Source organism: Nakamurella leprariae (assembly GCF_016918035.1).
Taxonomy (GTDB): Bacteria; Actinomycetota; Actinomycetes; order Mycobacteriales; family Nakamurellaceae; genus Nakamurella; species Nakamurella leprariae.
The window spans coordinates 175,654-191,512 of sequence record NZ_JAERWK010000008.1; the positions used below are offsets into that span (position 1 = coordinate 175,654).

The window sequence follows — 15,859 nt, forward strand, 5'->3', positions numbered from 1 at the left end:
GGGTGACCCCCGCCGGGACCGGTCACGGTGAGTGGCCGGCACGGCCCGGTCCGGGCCGGGGTCAGCGGACCCGCGGCCACCAGTCGACCAGGGCGGCGGCGACCTGGTCCGGCGCCTCGGCCGGACTGAGGTGCCCGGCGCCCGCCACCGTGACCAGCTCGACGTCCCCGGTGCTGCGCCGGGCCGCGTCCGCCATCGCCTCGGCCAGCGGCACCGGCGTCACCTCGTCCCGCTCCCCCACCAGCACCAGGACCGGCCGCCCCGCCCCGGCCAGCACCTCGGTGCTGTCCGGTCGGGCCGCCATCGCCCGCTGGGTCCAGGCCACCGTGACCGGCGGCACCGCAGCGGCGATCCCGGCCAGCCGGTCGCGCTCCCCGTCGGACAGGTCCGGGTGGACCAGCGGCGCGACCGCGTCCGGGCCGGCCGCCACCTCGCCGCGGTCGGCCCGCGCGGCCACCTGATGGCGCCGCTCCCGCGCCGCGTCGTCGTCCGCGTCCGCCCGGGTGTCGACCAGGACCAGCCCGGCCACCCGCTCCGGCGCCCGGCGCAGCACGTCGAGCGCCACGTACCCGCCGAGGGACACGCCGCCGATCACCGCCCGCGGCGCACCCACGGCGTCCAGGACGGCGAGCACCGCATCGGAGAACGGTGTCAGTGACGGCGCCGTGGCGGGCAGGTCGCCGGTGCGGTCGCCGAACCCGGGCAGGTCGGGGGTGAGCAGCCGGATGCCGGGCAGCCGGTCGCGCAGCGGGTCGAAGAGCCGGGCGTCCATCGGGAAGGCGTGCACCAGCACCAGGGGCAGCTGGTCGGGCGAGGCGTCGGCTCCGGTGGTCATGGGCCGATCCTCCCGGATCCCTCCGGTCGGGACCGCTCGGGGTCAGACCGGGACGAGCACGCTCAGCAGCAGCCAGCAGACCACCGCGGACGGCAGCAGCGAATCGAGCCGGTCCATGATCCCGCCGTGGCCGGGCAGCAGCCGGCCCATGTCCTTGACGCCGAGGTCGCGCTTGATGAGCGACTCGGCCAGGTCGCCACCGGTGGCCACCACGGCCAGCACCGCTCCCAGCACGGCCCCCTGCCACCAGGGGTGGTCCAGCATCAGCGCCACCGAGAGCGAGCCGCCGATCATGGCGACCAGGACCGACCCGCTGAAACCCTCCCAGGACTTCTTGGGCGAGATCGACGGCGCCATCGGGTGCCGTCCGAAGAACACCCCGGCCGCGTACCCGCCGGTGTCCGAGCAGACCACCACGATGAGGAAGGTGAGCACCCGCTGGCTGCCGTCGGCGGGCGCCACCATCAGGGTGGCGAACGAGGCGAACAGCCCCAGGTAGACGACCAGGAACACCGACGCCGCCACGTCGGACAGGTAGCGCACCGAGCCGCGACGGAAGCGCCAGGCCAGGCAGGCCAGCGCGGTGACGACCACCCCGACGACCTGCGCAGTGTGCCCGTAGGGCCAGGCCAGCGCGATGGTGGCCAGCGAGCCGACGGCGATGGGCAGCCAGCTGATGGTGATGTTGCGGGCCGAGGCCAGGGTGCCGCGCAGCTCCCAGACCGAGGCGGCCACGGCGAGGCCGATGATCCCGACGAACAGCTGCCGGAACAGCAGCAGCGAGCCGACGATGAGCGCACCCAGCCCCAGCCCGACCCCGATGGCCATGGGCAGGTTCCGGCCGGCGCGGGAGCCGCCGACCAGGCCGGCGTCGGCGTCGGCCGCGGGCGGCCCCACGGGCAGGGGGTGGGAGCCGCCCTCCGCGGAGGGTGCGTCGCTCATCAGACTTCGAGCAGCTCCGCTTCCTTGTGCTTGACCAGGTCGTCGATGGAGGCGACGAACCGGTCCGTGAGGCTCTGCAGCTCCTTCTCGGCGCGGGACACCTCGTCCTCGCCGGCCTCGCCGTCCTTGACGATGCGATCCAGCTCCTCCTTGGCCCGCCGGCGCACGTTGCGGATGGCCACTCGGGCGTCCTCGCCCTTGCCGCGTGCCTGCTTGCCCAGGTCCCGGCGGCGCTCCTCGGTCAGCTGCGGGAACACCACCCGGATGATGTTGCCGTCGTTGCCCGGGTTGATGCCGAGATCGGAGTCCCGGATCGCCTTCTCGATGGCCTGCAGCTGCGAGGCGTCGTACGGCTTGATGACGGCCATCCGGGCCTCGGGCACGGTGATGGTGGCCATCTGCGGCAGCGGGGTCGGCGCGCCGTAGTAGTCGATCATGACCCGGTTGAACGTGTTCGGGTTCGCCCGGCCGGTGCGCAGCGTGGCCAGGTCCTCCTTGACCCGCGCGACCGCCTTCTCCATCCGGTCCTCGGCGTCCAGCAGCGCGGTGTCGATCTCGTCGCTCACGGGTGGTTCCTTCCGGTCGGGGTGTGCACCAGCGTGCCGATGTCCTCGCCCGCGACCGCGCGCGCGATGTTGCCGTCGCGGAGCAGGTTGAAGACGATGATGGGCATCGAGTTGTCCATGCACAGGCTGAACGCGGTCGCGTCGGCCACCTGCAGACCGCGCTCGAGCACCTCACGGTGGGTGATCTCGGCGAACATCGTCGCGTCCGGGAAGACCCGCGGATCGCGGTCGTAGACGCCGTCCACCGCCTTGGCCATGAGCACCACCTCGGCGTGGATCTCCAGCGCGCGCTGGGCGGCGGTGGTGTCGGTGGAGAAGAACGGCATGCCGACCCCGGCCCCGAAGATGACGACGCGGCCCTTCTCCAGGTGCCGGATGGCGCGGCGCGGGATGTACGGCTCGGCGACCTGCCCCATGGTGATGGCGGTCTGCACGCGGGTGTCGATGCCGTGCTCGCGCTCCAGGAAGTCCTGCAGCGCCAGGCAGTTCATCACGGTGCCGAGCATGCCCATGTAGTCGGACCGGGAGCGGTCCATGCCCTCCTCGGAGAGCTGCGCGCCGCGGAAGAAGTTGCCGCCACCGATGACCACACCGATCTGCACGCCGTCCGCGGCGACCTCGGCGATCTGGCGGGCGACCTCCTTGACGACCGCCGGGTCCACACCGACCTGGCCGCCGCCGAACATCTCACCGCCGAGTTTGAGCATCACCCGGCGGAAGGGCCGGCGTACCGGATCCCGATCGGTGGCGTCCTCGTTGGTCAGGCTCATCGGCTCCCCCTGCGGCCTCGTACGACTGCTGCACCGGACCGGCGGTGCCGCCGGACGTCCGGCGGCGGACCGGCGGCGGGACCGCGGTCGACACCCATCCGGGTCGACCGCGGCCCCGACCGGCGCGATCAGGCGGTGCCGACCTCGAACCGGACGAAGTCGGTGACCGACACGCCGGCGGCCTCGAGCACCTTGCCCACGGTCTGCTTGCTGTCCCGCACGGACGGCTGCTCGACCAGGACGGCCTCCTTGTAGAAGCCGTTGACGCGACCCTCGACGATCTTGGGCAGCGCCGCCTCCGGCTTGCCCTCCTCGCGGGCGGTCGCCTCGGCGATGCGCCGCTCGGACTCCAGCACGTCGGCCGGGACCGCGTCCCGGGAAACGTACCGGGCCTTGAGCGCGGAGATCTGCATGGCCGCACCCCGGGCCGCCTCGGCGGCCTCGTCACCGGCGCCGGTGTATCGGACCAGCACGCCGATCGACGGCGGCAGGTCGGCCGAGCGCTTGTGCAGGTAGACGGCGGTGTCGCCGTCGTACTTCACGGCCTGCTTGAGAACGAGCTTCTCGCCGATCTTGGCCGAGAGCGCCGCGATGGCGTCCTCGACGGTGCCGCCGGCCAGCGGCGCGGCCAGCACCGCGGTCACGTCGACCGGGCCGGAGACGCCGGCGGCGGCCTCGGCGATCGAGGCGCCCAGCTGCTGGAACTCGTCGTTCTTGGCCACGAAGTCGGTCTCGGAGTTCAGCTCGATCAGCGCGTTGCCACTGGTCGCGACCAGGCCCTCGGCCGTGGTGCGCTCGGCGCGCTTGCCCACGTCCTTGGCCCCCTTGATGCGGAGGTACTCCACGGCCTTGTCGAAGTCGCCCTCGGACTCCAGGGCCTTCTTGCAGTCCATGAAGCCGGCACCGGTCAGCTCGCGGAGACGCTTGACGTCAGCGGCGCTGTAGTTCGCCATGTTCGGCGTGCCTTTCTGGTTGCTCGGGATGTTCGGTCGTGCTGGCGGGCGCGGGCCCGTCGCGATCACGTGGATCACGACCGGCCCGCACCCGGCTCAGCGACAGCTCACGCGGTGGGCGCGTCGGTCTCGACACCGCTCTGCTCGTCGGCCACCACGGGAGCGACACCCTCGGCCGCGTCGGCCTGGACCTCGATGATCGCCTCGGCGCCGGACTCACCCTCGGCACGCACGTCGGTCGGCGCGTCGGCAGGCGCGGCGGCCGCGTCGGCGGTCAGGAATTCGCGCTCCCACTCGGCCAGCGGCTCCTCGCCGGCGTCGACCGCGGCGCCGGTCCCACCGGAGCGGGCCAGCAGACCCTCGGCCACGGCCTCGGCCACGACCTTGGTCAGCAGCGCGGCGGAGCGGATGGCGTCGTCGTTGCCCGGCACCGGGTAGTCGACCTCGTCGGGATCGCAGTTGGTGTCCAGCACCGCGACGACGGGGATGTTCAGCTTGCGAGCCTCGCCGACGGCGATGTGCTCCTTCTTGGTGTCGACGATCCAGACCGCCGACGGGACCTTGGCCATGTCCCGGATGCCGCCCAGGGTCTTGGACAGCTTCTCCTTCTCGCGGGTCAGCAGCAGGACCTCCTTCTTGGTGCGTCCCTCGAACTCACCGGAGGTCTCCATGGCCTCGAGGTCCTTGAGGCGCTGCAGCCGCTTGTGCACGGTGGAGAAGTTGGTCAGCATGCCGCCCAGCCAGCGCTGGTTCACGTAGGGCATGTTCACCCGGGTGGCCTGCTCGGCGATGGCCTCCTGGGCCTGCCGCTTGGTGCCGACGAACAGCACGGTCCCGCCGTGGGCCACGGTCGCCTTGATGAACTCGAAGGCCCGGTCCACGTAGGACAGCGTCTGCTGCAGGTCGATGATGTAGATGCCGTTGCGCTCGGTGAGGATGAAGCGCTTCATCTTCGGGTTCCAGCGCCGGGTCTGGTGCCCGAAGTGCACGCCCGCATCGAGCATCTGGCGCATGGTGACGACAGCCATGGTCGTCCTTCCTGGAGGCATGCTGCCGCGCCCCGACGCGCCGACCGGCACGACCGGGCCCCGCGACAGCGGGTTCGGTTGTCGCCGTCGACCGGTGGTCGGCGGCCCTGACGCCTTCGGCGGCACCGCCCGGGGACACCGGGACCTCGGTGCGCGCCGGCCGCGGGAACCCGGCCGGCCGTCGAGCGGCCGTCCGGATCGGTGCGGATCCAAGGCGTGCGAAGTCGGCCGGTCACAGACCAGCCGCACGTCGATGCTACCCGATCCCGTGCGTCCTCCCGGCCGCCCGGGCGACCCTCAGACGACGAGCCGGGTGGGCCCGTGCAGGTCGTCCCGGGCGCGGGGTCCGGCGGTGATCGACGTGTAGGCCTCGACCAGCGCGGTCACCGCCGCGGTGAGCGGGGCCGGCGGCAGCACGTACGGCACCCGCAGCCAGCGCTCGAACGCGCCATCGACCCCGAACCGCGGACCGGCCGAGACGACGACGCCGTGCTCCAGCGCCGCCTGGGCCAACCGCGACGAGACCGCCGCCGGCAGCCGCACCCACGCGGCCATGCCACCGGTCCCGGGAGTGGCGACCCAGTCCGGCGCCTGGTCGGCCAGCGCCCGGACCAGCGCCGACCGCTGCCGGGACAGCAGGTCGCGACGGCGGGCCAGCAGGTCGTCCAGGCCGGCCAGCGCGAGCGCGGCGACCAGCTGCTCGAGCGGCGGCGCCCCCAGGTCGCGGGCCACCCGGGCCGCGGCCAGCCGGGTGATGACCGACTCGTCGGCGCGCACCCAGCCGATGCGCAGGCCACCCCAGATCGCCTTGGACGCGGAGCCCACGGTCACCGCCGGCCCGAAGGCGGCCATCGGCGGCGGGGCGGGCTCGTCCAGCCAGAGTTCGGTCATCGTCTCGTCGACGATGAGGGTCGTCCGGGCGTCCCGGGCCAGCTGGTGCATCGCCCGGCGTCCCGCCACCGGCAGGCACAGTCCGGTCGGGTTGTGGAAGTCGGCGACCAAGTAGGCGGCCGACGGCGAGGTCTGCCGGATCGCCGCCCGCCACCCGTCCAGGTCCCAGCCGACCGGGGCGTCGGGCTCGGCCCGCAGACCGACCGGCACCGGGCGGGCCCCGGCCGCGGCGAGCGCGCCGAGCGCGTGCGGGTAGGTCGGGTGGTCGATGACCACCCGCTGGCCGGGTGCGAGCAGCACCGAGAAGACCAGGCCCAGCGCCTGCTGGGCGCCCGCGGTGACCAGGATCTGCTCGGGCCGGGTGGGCAGACCACGCCCGGTGAACCGGTCCGCGACGGCCCGTCGCAGTTCCGGCACCCCGGCCAGGTCCATGCCGTGCCCGGCCAGGTACGGGGCCAGCTGCGGCACCGCCTCGGCGTACCAGCCGGCCAGCTCCGGTGGGGCGGCCATGGCCGCCACCGACAGGTCGATGGGAGCAGCGCCGGAGGCGGTGCGGCCCGCCGGCACCAGGAGTCCCACCGGGGTGGCCGGGGCGGCCGGCAGGGTCACCGTGCTGCGGGCGCCACGCCGCGAGTCGAGGTACCCGTCCTCGCGCAGCGCCGCATAGGCGGCGGTGACGGTGGACCGGCTCACCCCGAGCCGGGCGGCCACGTCCCGCTCCCCGGGCAGCGACACCCCGGCCGGCAACCGGCCGTCGCGGGCGAGCACCACCACCTGGTCGGCCAGCGCACGGAAGGCGGGCCGCCGGCCGCCCTCCGCGGACCGCCAGTCCCCCAGCAGCCGGACGAACGAGGTCGACCCCACGGTGCGCGTGTTCACCAGTCCAGTATCGGCCAGCTGGACCTGTCCTGACCAGTCCAGTGAGGGGACAGTCGAGCCATGACCCGCTCCGACCCTCGCGCCTCCCGGTCCGCGGTGCGCGCGACGCAGCGCCGCGCCGCGACGCGGCACCCCCTGCAATCGTTGATCTCTCGGTTCGGGTCGGACGGCCCGTCGGCGCGCGACACCGACCGGGCCGCCGCGGACCTGCGCGCCGTCCGGGACCACCAGTCCAGTTGGTGACCACTGGACCGGCCTGACCTGGCCGCTCCGGTCCGTCCCCAGGCCCGAACTGTCCACAGCGGTGCCGATCGCGCTGGACCGACCGCGGGCGAACAGCTGGACTGCCAGGCGTGCGTGCATCTCGGTGGTCCCCCGCCCGGTCGCGTCGCGTGCTCGTCGTCGCTGCCCTGACCGGTGTGCTGGCGCTGGCCCCGTCCCCCGCCGCAGCGCTGGGCGTCGCTCTGTCGTCGGCTCCGGGCCCGGGCGGTGCCGCAGCGATGTCGGCGGCGATGTCGGCGGCGGCGCCCGAGCCGGCCGCGCTGGTGTCGCCGCTGGTCTCGCTGCCGCTGGCCGGTCCGGCGACCGTGCTGATGCCGTTCGGCGATCCGGCGCACCGCTACGCGCCCGGTCACCGCGGTGTCGATCTGGCCGCGCCCGCGGGTGCGTCGGTGCTGGCCGCCGCGGACGGGGTGGTCACGTTCGCCGGACCGGTGGCCGGGCGGCCGGTGCTGACCGTGCGGCACGACTCCGGGCTGCGGTCCAGCTTCGAGCCGGTGACGGCCACGGTCGCCACGGGGTCCCGCGTCAGCCGCGGTCAGGTCCTCGGCACGCTGGTGGGGGCCGGGCACGCGTCGTGCGCTCCGGCGTCCTGCCTGCACTGGGGCGTCCGGCTGCCGGACGACACCTACCTGGACCCGATGGCGCTGCTGACCGGGTGGCGGGTGCGGTTGTGGCCGTGGGCGGACCGCTGACCTGGCCGGTCATGCCCGGGGATGGGCCTGCCGATAGACGGCGGTGAGGCGTTCCGCCGACACGTGGGTGTAGCGCTGGGTGGTGGCCAGGCTGGAGTGGCCGAGCAACTCCTGGACGGTGCGCAGGTCGGCACCGCCGGCCAGCAGGTGGGTGGCCGCGGTGTGCCGCAGGCCGTGCGGCGCCAGCTCCGGGGCGCCCGGCACCGCAGCGGTCCGCCGGTGCACCACGGTGCGCACGGTCCGCGGATCGATCCGGGCTCCGCGCCGCCCCAGGAACACCGCCGGGCCGGAGCGATCGGTGACCAGGCGCGGTCGACCGTCCCGCAGCCAGGTGTCCAACGCCCGGCCGGCCGGCGTACCGAACGGCACGGTGCGCTGCTTGTCGCCCTTGCCGAGCACCCGGACCACCCGATGCTCGGCGTCGATGTCCCCCAGGTCCAGGCCGGTCAGCTCGGCGACGCGGATGCCGGTGGCGTACAGCAGTTCCATGACCGCGCGGTCACGCAGCTCGAGCGCCGCGTCGACCGGGTCGGGCTCAGGCCCGACGTCCCCGGTCCCGCCCTCGCCCGGCGCGGTGGCCGGTGCGGGAGCGAGCAGCTGGTCGGCCTGGTCCAGTCGCAGCACCGACGGCAGGGTGCGACCGCCGCCGGGTGCGGTGAGCCGCGCGCCGACGTCGGTGGGCAGCAGCTCGGCGTCGGCCGCCCACGCGGTGAACGAGCGGGCGGCGGCGACCCGGCGGGCGAGCGACGACCGGGCCGCCCCGGCGGTGCGCATCCGGGCCAGCCAGCTGCGCAGCACGGTCAGGTCGAGCGCCGCCAGGTCGTCCCGCCCGGGTCGGTCGCTGCCGCGGTAGCGGCCGACATGCTCCAGCAGCGCGGCGATGTCGGCCGTGTACGCGGCCACGCTGGCGGCGGACAGCCCGCGCTCGTGCCGCAGGTGCCGGCACCACCGCTCGACGGCGTCCCGCAGCGGCCCGTCCAGCGCGGCCAGGCGCTGCTCGGTCGACGGCCGCGTCATCGCGGTGCACCCGCCACGTCGGAGCCGATCAGGCCGGCCGGGCCCGCGCGGAGCGGTTCTCGGCGATGGCGTTCTCCACCCGGTCGAGCAGCAGCCGCTGCTCCTCGGCCGGACGCCCGGCGTCCGGGTCGACCTCCCGCAGCCGGGCCACCGCCTCGGCCAGCTCGGCCTGCACGGTCAGCAGCACGCCGTGGTCGGCGTCCAGCCGTTCCGGGCCGGCGGTCTCCGGGTCGCGGTGCTCGACCACGTCCAGGATCTTGCGGATCTCCTCGAGGTCGGGTCCCTCGGGCGGCCCGGACGACGGTGACAGCGGCTCAGCCATGGGCATGACCCTACCGAGCGTGACGGTCGGCGCGCCGCCACAACGGGCCGTCACGTTCCGCCAGTCCGGCGAGTTCCAGCACGGCCAGCGCGGCCACCACGGTCGCGCCGGGGAGCGCCGACTCCACGACGAGGTCGGCGGCGGGCACGCTGCGCCGGGCGGGCAGCGCCTCGTGCACCCGCGCCACCTCGGGATCCAGCCCGTCGGTGGGATGCCGCGGGTCCCGACCCACTCCGATCGGCGGGACCGGGTCCGCCGCCGCGATGCCGATCGCCGTCAGCACACCCGCGCCGTCGGTCACCAACTGGGCGAACCGGTCGGCCAGCAACAGGTGGCAGCCGACGGACAACGCGCTGGTCACCGGACCGGGCACCGCCATCACCAGCCGCCCCAACTGACCGGCGGCCGCGGCGGTGGACAGGGTGCCCGACCGGCGCCCGGCCTCGACCACGACGGTGCCGGCGGCGAGCGCGGCGATGAGCCGGTTGCGGACCAGGAAGCGGTGCCGGGCCGGCACTCCGCCCGGCGGGTACTCGCTGACCACCGTGCCGGCGGCGGCGATCTCCTCGAGCAGTCGGGCGTTGGCCGCCGGGTAGGCCCGGTCGATCCCACAGGCCAGCACGGCGACGGTGCGGCCCCCGCCGAGCAGCGCGGCCTGGTGGGCCGCCGTGTCCACGCCGAACGCGGCCCCGGACACCACCACCGCGCCGGCCGCGGCCACCGCCGCGCTGATCTCCCCCGCGACCCGCCGGCCGTACCCGGTGCACGCCCGGGACCCGACCATCGTCACCGCCCGGTCGGGCACACCGGTCAGCGGCAACCCGCGCAGCCACAGGCCGACCGGTGCGGCCGCCCCGCTGACTCCACGGGCCGCGGCCAGCGGGAAGGCGACGAACGCGGCGGTCGGCCACTCCGCATCGCCGGCACCGACGATCCGGGCGCCCACCGCGGCCCCGGTGTCCAGGTCGGCGTCGGCCCGCGCGTCCAGGGCCGACGGGTCGAGGTCGGCCAGCCGGGCCCGGGTCGCCGCTCGGACCGCGGCCGGAGCCGAACGGTCCCGGACCGCGGCCCAGGCGTCGACGGCACCGACCCGCTCGACGAACTGCACGACCGCGCCGGCCGGCGGCTCCGCGGCCCGGACCAGTCCGGCCAGCGCTCGCCGGAGCGGCGAGTCGCCACCGGTGCCCGACCCGCTCACGCCGCGTCCCCGCAGCGCAGGGCCAGCGCGGTGGCGACCTGATGCGGACCGGGTATGTCCTGTTCGGCCAGATCCGCGGCGGTCAGGGCCAGCCGCAGCACCCGGTCGTACCCGCGACCGGTGAGCCGGCCGGTGTCCACCGCCCGGTCCAGCAGGTGCTGCTCGCTCGGACCCGGCTGCCACCGGCGGCGCACCGCCGGGCCGGGGACGTCGGCATTGCGGCGCCAGGGGGTCCCGGCCCAGCGGTGGGCGGCCCGGTCCCGGGCGGCCAGCACCCGCTGCCGGATGACGGCCGAGGACTCCGGGGCGTCGGCCGCCGCGGCCGCACAGCGGGCCAGGGTGGGTGCGTCCAGGGCCGGCAGGTCGATGCGGATGTCCACCCGGTCCAGCAATGGTCCGGACAACCGCCCGAGGTAGCGGCGTCGCTCTCCGGGTGGACAGGCGCAGTCGACGTCGCGGGCGGCGGCGCACGGGCACGGATTGGCCGCCACCACCAGCTGGAACCGGGCCGGGAAGCGGGTGGCGCCGCCGGAGCGGGCCAGCAGCACCGCCCCCGACTCCAACGGCTGTCGCAGCGCGTCGAGCGCCCGCCGGTCGAACTCGGGTGCCTCGTCGAGGAAGAGCACTCCGTGGTGGGCCAGGCTGATGCTCCCCGGCCGCACCGTGCCGGTGCCGCCCCCCACCAGCGCAGCCCGGCTCGACGTGTGGTGCGGGTCCACGAACGGTGGCGCCGTGAGCAACGGGGTGTCCTCGTCCAGCATGCCGGCCACCGAGTGCACCGCGGTGACCTCGAGCGCCTGCTCGGCATCCAGCGGAGGGAGCAGCCCGGGGAGCCGGCTGGCCAGCATGGTCTTGCCCGAGCCGGGCGGCCCGACCATGGCCAGGTGGTGACCGCCGGCGGCGGCCAGCTCCAGCGCCGCGCGGGCCTCCGGCTGCCCCAGCACGTCGGTCATGTCCGGCCCACCGGGTGACCCGGCCACCGCGGCGGCGTCCGCGGGCGGATCGGGCAGGACCAGCTGGGTGCCGTCGCCGCGCAGCGACTCGACCAGGTCGCGCAGCGACCGGGCGCCGCGCACCCGCAGACCGCTGAGCGCGGCCTCGGCCAGGTTCTCCACCGGCACCACCGCGTCCCGGCGGCCGGCGGCCCGCGCGGCCAACAGGCAGGGCAGCACGCCGCGCACCGGGCGGACCGCCCCGTCCAGGCCGAGCTCACCCAGCAGCACCGGTCCGTCCACCTCGGCCGCGGGCACCACCCCGTCGGCGGCCAGCACCGCGACGGCCAGCGCGAGGTCGAACCCCGCGCCCTGCTTGCGCATACCAGCCGGGGACAGCGCCAGGGTGATCCGCCGGTCCGGCCACTTCACGCCGGAGTTCAGCACGGCGGCCCGGATCCGGTCGCGGGACTGGCTCACCGCGGCGTCCCCGAGCCCGATCACGGTGGTGCCGGGCAACCCGGCGGCCAGGTCGGCCTCGACGGCGACCAGGTGCCCGGTGACGCCGGACAACGAGGCCGCCCAGGTGCGAGCCAGCGACATCAGAAGGCCTCGGCCAGGTGCGTGACCTCGGGCGCACGATCGGGCCGCCACAGCACCCCGACCACGTCGAACCGCAACCGGACCCAGCCCCGCCTGTGCTCAGCCAGCCAGAGGTGAGCCAGCCGGCGCAGCCGCCGGCGCTTGCTCAGCGTGATCGCCTCGAACGGATCTCCGTAGCCGGTCCCGCTGCGCGTCTTCACCTCACAGAACACCGCCGTCCCGCGACCGTCGGTCGCGACGATGTCCAGCTCACCCTCCCGGCACCGCCAGTTCCGGTCCAGCACCACCAGACCGAGGTCCTGCAACCGCTGCACCGCCAGCTGTTCGCCGGCTCGCCCGAGTTCGTCCTTCGCCGCCATGCCGCAGAGCGTCCGGGTCCAGCGCGGGACCGCCCAGCGCCACGACCGCCGCTGTGCACAACTCGGAGCATGGGGACAACTGAGCTCCGGGTCAGCGCCGGGTCAGCGCCGGACGTCGCCCAACGGACGCGACCCGGTGGGCGCGTCCGGTCGACGGTCACGCTGGACCGGCAGCTTCGGGTCGGGTCCGACCACGTGTCCGCTGCCTCGACCTGCCCAGCGGTCGAACAGCGCCCGGATGGGCGCCGGCAGCTCGAACAGCCACCGCGCGTGCAGCGCCAGCAGGCCGCGCTCCAGCACCAGGCACACCGCGCACACCAGCGCCACCCCGACCACCGGGTACAGCAGTGCCGCGACCGGCGAGGCCGGCAGGTGCAGCCCGGCGGTGGCCAGGTGCAGCACGCCGATGAGCGGCAGGTGCATCACGTAGATGGGTAGCGTGTGGCGACCGAGGCCGGCGAGCCCGCGGCCCAGCACGCCGACCGGAGCGATGAGCGCCGAGACGGTCAGACCGAACAGCACGGCGGCCGCGCTCACCAGCGGATCCAGCGCGTGCCACCAACCGTCCGGAGCCAGCACGGACCCGGTGGCCAGCGCCGCGAACAGCGCGGTGGTGCCCACTCCTCGCACGGTGTCAGCCCGGGCCACCACGGCCTCGACGATCCGCCGCCCGTGGAGCCCGGCGAGGAACCAGAACAGGTACTGCACGACATCGGTGGTGCTGCCCGAAGTGGGCAGCAGCCCGACCGCGGCGACGACGGTCAGCGCCAGCGCTCCGCCGAGCTGGACCGCGATCGGCAGTCGCCGGGCCGCCCGGGCCACCACGAAGTAGACCGCCAGCGCGTACAGGTACCAGACGTTCGGCGGCTGCAGGACCAACTGCCGGACCAATTGGCGCGCGTTCTCGACGTGGCTGGTGTCGAAGTCGGGCATCGCCCAGAACACCGGCACCTGGATGACCACCCACAGCGCGAAGATCCAGAAGAACTTCGCGCTCCGATCACGGAGCAGCACCGGCCAGGAACGGCTGACCGCGCGGGCGGCGAACAACCCGGAGATCAGGAAGAACAACGGCATCCGCAGTGGGACGAGCGCCTGGGTGATGGTGTCCCAGACGGTGCCCGGCCATTCGGCCACGTGCTGCCAGTCCTGCTGCAGCAGGTCCTTCTGGATCAGGTGCCACAGCACGACCAGCAGGATGCAGATGCCTTTCGCGGCGTCGGCCCAGGCCGCTCGCGGCCGATCAAGAAATGCCACATCAACTCCCCGTGTTCACCCGAGAAGCTACCTGGGTGTACACGTTCGGGTACGGAGAGTTGTTATTGCTCACATTCGAGCGAAGCAGTTCGCGGCGTTCTCGGTCGTTCGTCCCGGATGTCCGATCCGAAGAGGACAGGACATTCCTCCTGGATGGCATCGGAACGGACGCCGATCGCCGCCGGATGAATTCCCGGACGACGTCCGGAGATTCCGACGGCGGGAGATCACCGGATCATTGGAACGGACCTTCGTCGGGCAACCGCAGTTCGGGTTTGTCGAGTTCCTCGACGTTCACGTCCTTGAACGTCACCACCCGCACGTTCTTCACGAAACGGGCTGGCCGGTACATGTCCCACACCCAGGCGTCCGACATGCGCACCTCGAAGTACATGTCGCCCTCGGGGTTGCGGACCTGCACGTCCACCGCGTTGCAGAGGTAGAACCGCCGTTCGGTCTCCACCACGTAGGCGAACTGACCGACGATGTCGCGGTACTCGCGGTAGAGCTGCAGCTCCATCTCCGTCTCGTACTGCTCGAGATCCTCCGCGCTCACGACGCCCACTCCTGGCTGGTTCCGGTCCCGACGATGTCGTCCTCATCCTGCACCCCGAACGCGACGGCCGGAGACACCTGGTCCACCGGGAGTCGCCAACTGCGCCGGTGCACCTCACTGGGCCCGTGCCGACGCAGCGCCGCCACGTGCTCGGGCGTGCCGTACCCCTTGTTCTCCGCGAAGCCGTACCGCGGATGCAGGGGGTCGAGGTCGACGAGCATGGCGTCCCGCTCGGTCTTGGCCAGCACGCTGGCTCCGGCCACCCCGGCGCAGGTCATGTCGGCTTTGATCCGCACGTGCACCGGCAGCTCCCCGACCGACGGTGTCGTCCCGGGCGGCTGGGGGTACTCCGGCCCGAAGCCCACCAGCGTGGGCGGTTCGGTCAGGTAGTCGAAATTGCCGTCCAGCAGCACGGCGTCGACCGGGCCGGCCAGACCGGCCAGGGCCCGCCGGGCAGCGGCCCGCAGCGCGGGGATGATGCCCCAGGCGTCGATCTCGGCCGCGCTGGCATGACCGACGGCGTACTCCCCGGCCCACCGGCGCACCGGAGCGACCAGCGCCTGGCGGGCCGGCGGGGGCAGCAGCTTCGAGTCCTTCAGCCCGGGTGGGACCCGGCCGATGGCCGCGGTGACCACGACGACCCCCACGGACACCGGCCCGGCCAGGGCGCCGCGGCCCACCTCGTCCATGGCCGCGAGCCGCAGCGCACCGTCCCGCAGCAACGACTTCTCCACCCGCAGATCGGGCCGCACCGTCCGCGGGACAGGGGCGGCGCGCCGGGCGGCGCCGGCGCGGGGACGGACGGGTCGCGCTGCAGCCGCAGGCGGCATCGATCAGCCTCCGGGGTCGATGTCGGGATCCCCGATCGTCCCCCAGCGGGACGGCGGGAGCACGATGAACACGGCCTTGCCGATGACGTTGTCGATCGGGACCGGGCCCTGGCAGCGGGCACCGCTGCTGGCCGGCAGGCCCTGGCACTGGTAGCTGGAGTCGGCCGAGTCCGACCGGTGGTCGCCCATCACCCACAACTGCCCGTCGGGGACGGTCACCGGCCCGAAGCAGCGCTGCGACATCGGGCTGGTGTTGCAGTCGAGCTGGCCGGCCTGGAACGGCAGCGGCTGGTAGATGTACGGCTCACTCAGCGGACGGCCGTCCACCGTGACGTTGCCGCCCTCGTCGCAGCAGCCGACCGTCTGGCCACCCACCGCGATGACCCGCTTGACGTAGTCCTTCTCGTCCGGCGGCGCGATGCCGACCACCGACCCGACCGCAGCGAGCGCCGACGAGAACCAGTTCGACGGCCGGCTGACCCGCGTCTCCGGCACCCAGGACTCCGGGCCCTTGAAGACCACCACGTCACCGGGCCGCGGATCCCGGAAGTCGTAGACCAGCTTGTTGGCCAGGATCCGGTCACCACCGTCGGCCGCACCGTGCAGCGTCTGCTCCATGGAGCCGGACGGCACGTAGTAGACCTTGGCCACGAACGTCTGGATCAGGAACGTCAGCACGAACGCCACCACGATCAGGATCGGCAGCTCGATCCAGAACGGTCGTTGCTTGCGGGCCCGGCGCGTGCGCCGGGACGGCGAGGCCCCCGCCGCGCTCTCACCGGTCGCACCGGCGTCCGGGTCGTTCCCAGGTGGTCCGCCGGTGGGATCCCCGGCCGCAGATCGGTCCTCGCTCATCGGGAGAAGCGTACGGGCCGGCGATGTACGCCCGGGGTGAGACCACCAGCTGGCGCGTCCATCGCCGGCCCGTCGGTCACGCCGGTCCGGTC

18 protein-coding genes are annotated in these 15,859 nt (G+C 74.1%); 2 read left to right on the forward strand and 16 right to left on the reverse strand.

Annotation, left to right across the window (positions count from 1 at the left end):
• Positions 1–61: 61 nt before the first annotated feature.
• From JL106_RS06115 to yczR, 7 genes are all read right to left on the reverse strand, one after another.
• Positions 62–835, reverse strand: coding sequence for an alpha/beta fold hydrolase (locus JL106_RS06115; RefSeq protein ID WP_205259808.1), 774 nt, complete (start codon positions 833–835; stop codon positions 62–64).
• A 42-nt stretch (positions 836–877) separates the two neighbouring features.
• A complete protein-coding gene (locus tag JL106_RS06120) occupies positions 878–1,777 on the reverse strand; it encodes a phosphatidate cytidylyltransferase (protein ID WP_205259809.1) in 900 nt (299 codons plus the stop codon).
• Positions 1,777–2,298, reverse strand: coding sequence for a ribosome recycling factor (frr, locus tag JL106_RS06125; RefSeq protein ID WP_205260055.1), 522 nt, complete (start codon positions 2,296–2,298; stop codon positions 1,777–1,779). Before frr ends, JL106_RS06120 begins: the two co-directional genes overlap by 1 nt.
• 41 nt (positions 2,299–2,339) lie before the next feature.
• A complete protein-coding gene (gene pyrH / locus JL106_RS06130) occupies positions 2,340–3,113 on the reverse strand; it encodes a UMP kinase (protein WP_205259810.1) in 774 nt (257 codons plus the stop codon).
• 128 nt (positions 3,114–3,241) lie between these two features.
• Positions 3,242–4,066 (reverse strand): translation elongation factor Ts, encoded by an 825-nt coding sequence (gene tsf, locus JL106_RS06135; RefSeq protein ID WP_205259811.1) that lies wholly within the window; start codon positions 4,064–4,066, stop codon positions 3,242–3,244.
• Between the two features lie 107 nt (positions 4,067–4,173).
• Entirely contained in the window at positions 4,174–5,094 is a 921-nt protein-coding gene (gene rpsB / locus JL106_RS06140) for a 30S ribosomal protein S2 (RefSeq protein ID WP_236006906.1), read from the reverse strand.
• A gap of 297 nt (positions 5,095–5,391) precedes the next feature.
• Positions 5,392–6,864, reverse strand: a complete 1,473-nt coding sequence (gene yczR / locus JL106_RS06145; RefSeq protein WP_205259812.1) for a MocR-like transcription factor YczR — start codon at positions 6,862–6,864, stop codon at positions 5,392–5,394.
• A gap of 60 nt (positions 6,865–6,924) precedes the next feature.
• Between yczR and JL106_RS06150 the strand changes: the two genes are divergently transcribed.
• Both JL106_RS06150 and JL106_RS06155 read left to right on the forward strand, forming a co-directional pair.
• Positions 6,925–7,107 carry a hypothetical protein gene (locus JL106_RS06150; RefSeq protein WP_205259813.1) on the forward strand — a complete coding sequence of 61 codons (183 nt, stop codon included), beginning with the start codon at positions 6,925–6,927 and terminating at the stop codon, positions 7,105–7,107.
• 149 nt (positions 7,108–7,256) lie between these two features.
• A complete protein-coding gene (locus tag JL106_RS06155) occupies positions 7,257–7,838 on the forward strand; it encodes a M23 family metallopeptidase (protein WP_328841511.1) in 582 nt (193 codons plus the stop codon).
• A 9-nt stretch (positions 7,839–7,847) separates the two neighbouring features.
• Here JL106_RS06155 and JL106_RS06160 read toward each other — a convergent pair whose 3' ends face one another.
• The 9 genes from JL106_RS06160 to lepB all read right to left on the reverse strand — a co-directional run bounded on the left by JL106_RS06160 (position 7,848) and on the right by lepB (position 15,767).
• Complete coding sequence (locus JL106_RS06160; protein ID WP_205259814.1) at positions 7,848–8,855, reverse strand: tyrosine recombinase XerC; 1,008 nt, start codon at positions 8,853–8,855, stop codon at positions 7,848–7,850.
• Positions 8,856–8,883: 28 nt separating this feature from the next.
• Positions 8,884–9,177, reverse strand: coding sequence for a hypothetical protein (locus tag JL106_RS06165; protein ID WP_205259815.1), 294 nt, complete (start codon positions 9,175–9,177; stop codon positions 8,884–8,886).
• 10 nt (positions 9,178–9,187) lie between these two features.
• On the reverse strand, positions 9,188–10,375 hold the full coding sequence (locus tag JL106_RS06170; RefSeq protein ID WP_205259816.1) for a DNA-processing protein DprA: 1,188 nt from the start codon (positions 10,373–10,375) through the stop codon (positions 9,188–9,190).
• Positions 10,372–11,910, reverse strand: a complete 1,539-nt coding sequence (locus JL106_RS06175) for a YifB family Mg chelatase-like AAA ATPase (protein ID WP_205259817.1) — start codon at positions 11,908–11,910, stop codon at positions 10,372–10,374. Before JL106_RS06175 ends, JL106_RS06170 begins: the two co-directional genes overlap by 4 nt.
• The gene (locus JL106_RS06180) at positions 11,910–12,269 is read right to left on the reverse strand and encodes a YraN family protein (RefSeq protein ID WP_205259818.1); all 360 of its coding nucleotides are present in this window, start codon (positions 12,267–12,269) and stop codon (positions 11,910–11,912) included. The genes JL106_RS06175 and JL106_RS06180 overlap by 1 nt, the downstream gene beginning before the upstream one ends.
• A 102-nt stretch (positions 12,270–12,371) precedes the next feature.
• Complete coding sequence (locus tag JL106_RS06185) at positions 12,372–13,526, reverse strand: acyltransferase family protein (RefSeq protein ID WP_205259819.1); 1,155 nt, start codon at positions 13,524–13,526, stop codon at positions 12,372–12,374.
• A 235-nt stretch (positions 13,527–13,761) separates the two neighbouring features.
• The gene (locus tag JL106_RS06190; RefSeq protein ID WP_205259820.1) at positions 13,762–14,082 is read right to left on the reverse strand and encodes a DUF2469 domain-containing protein; all 321 of its coding nucleotides are present in this window, start codon (positions 14,080–14,082) and stop codon (positions 13,762–13,764) included.
• Positions 14,079–14,816: a ribonuclease HII gene (locus JL106_RS06195; protein ID WP_328841516.1), complete on the reverse strand. Its 738-nt coding sequence runs from the start codon at positions 14,814–14,816 to the stop codon at positions 14,079–14,081. Before JL106_RS06195 ends, JL106_RS06190 begins: the two co-directional genes overlap by 4 nt.
• Before the next feature lie 99 nt (positions 14,817–14,915).
• Positions 14,916–15,767, reverse strand: a complete 852-nt coding sequence (gene lepB, locus JL106_RS06200; RefSeq protein ID WP_205259822.1) for a signal peptidase I — start codon at positions 15,765–15,767, stop codon at positions 14,916–14,918.
• Positions 15,768–15,859 lie beyond the last annotated feature (92 nt).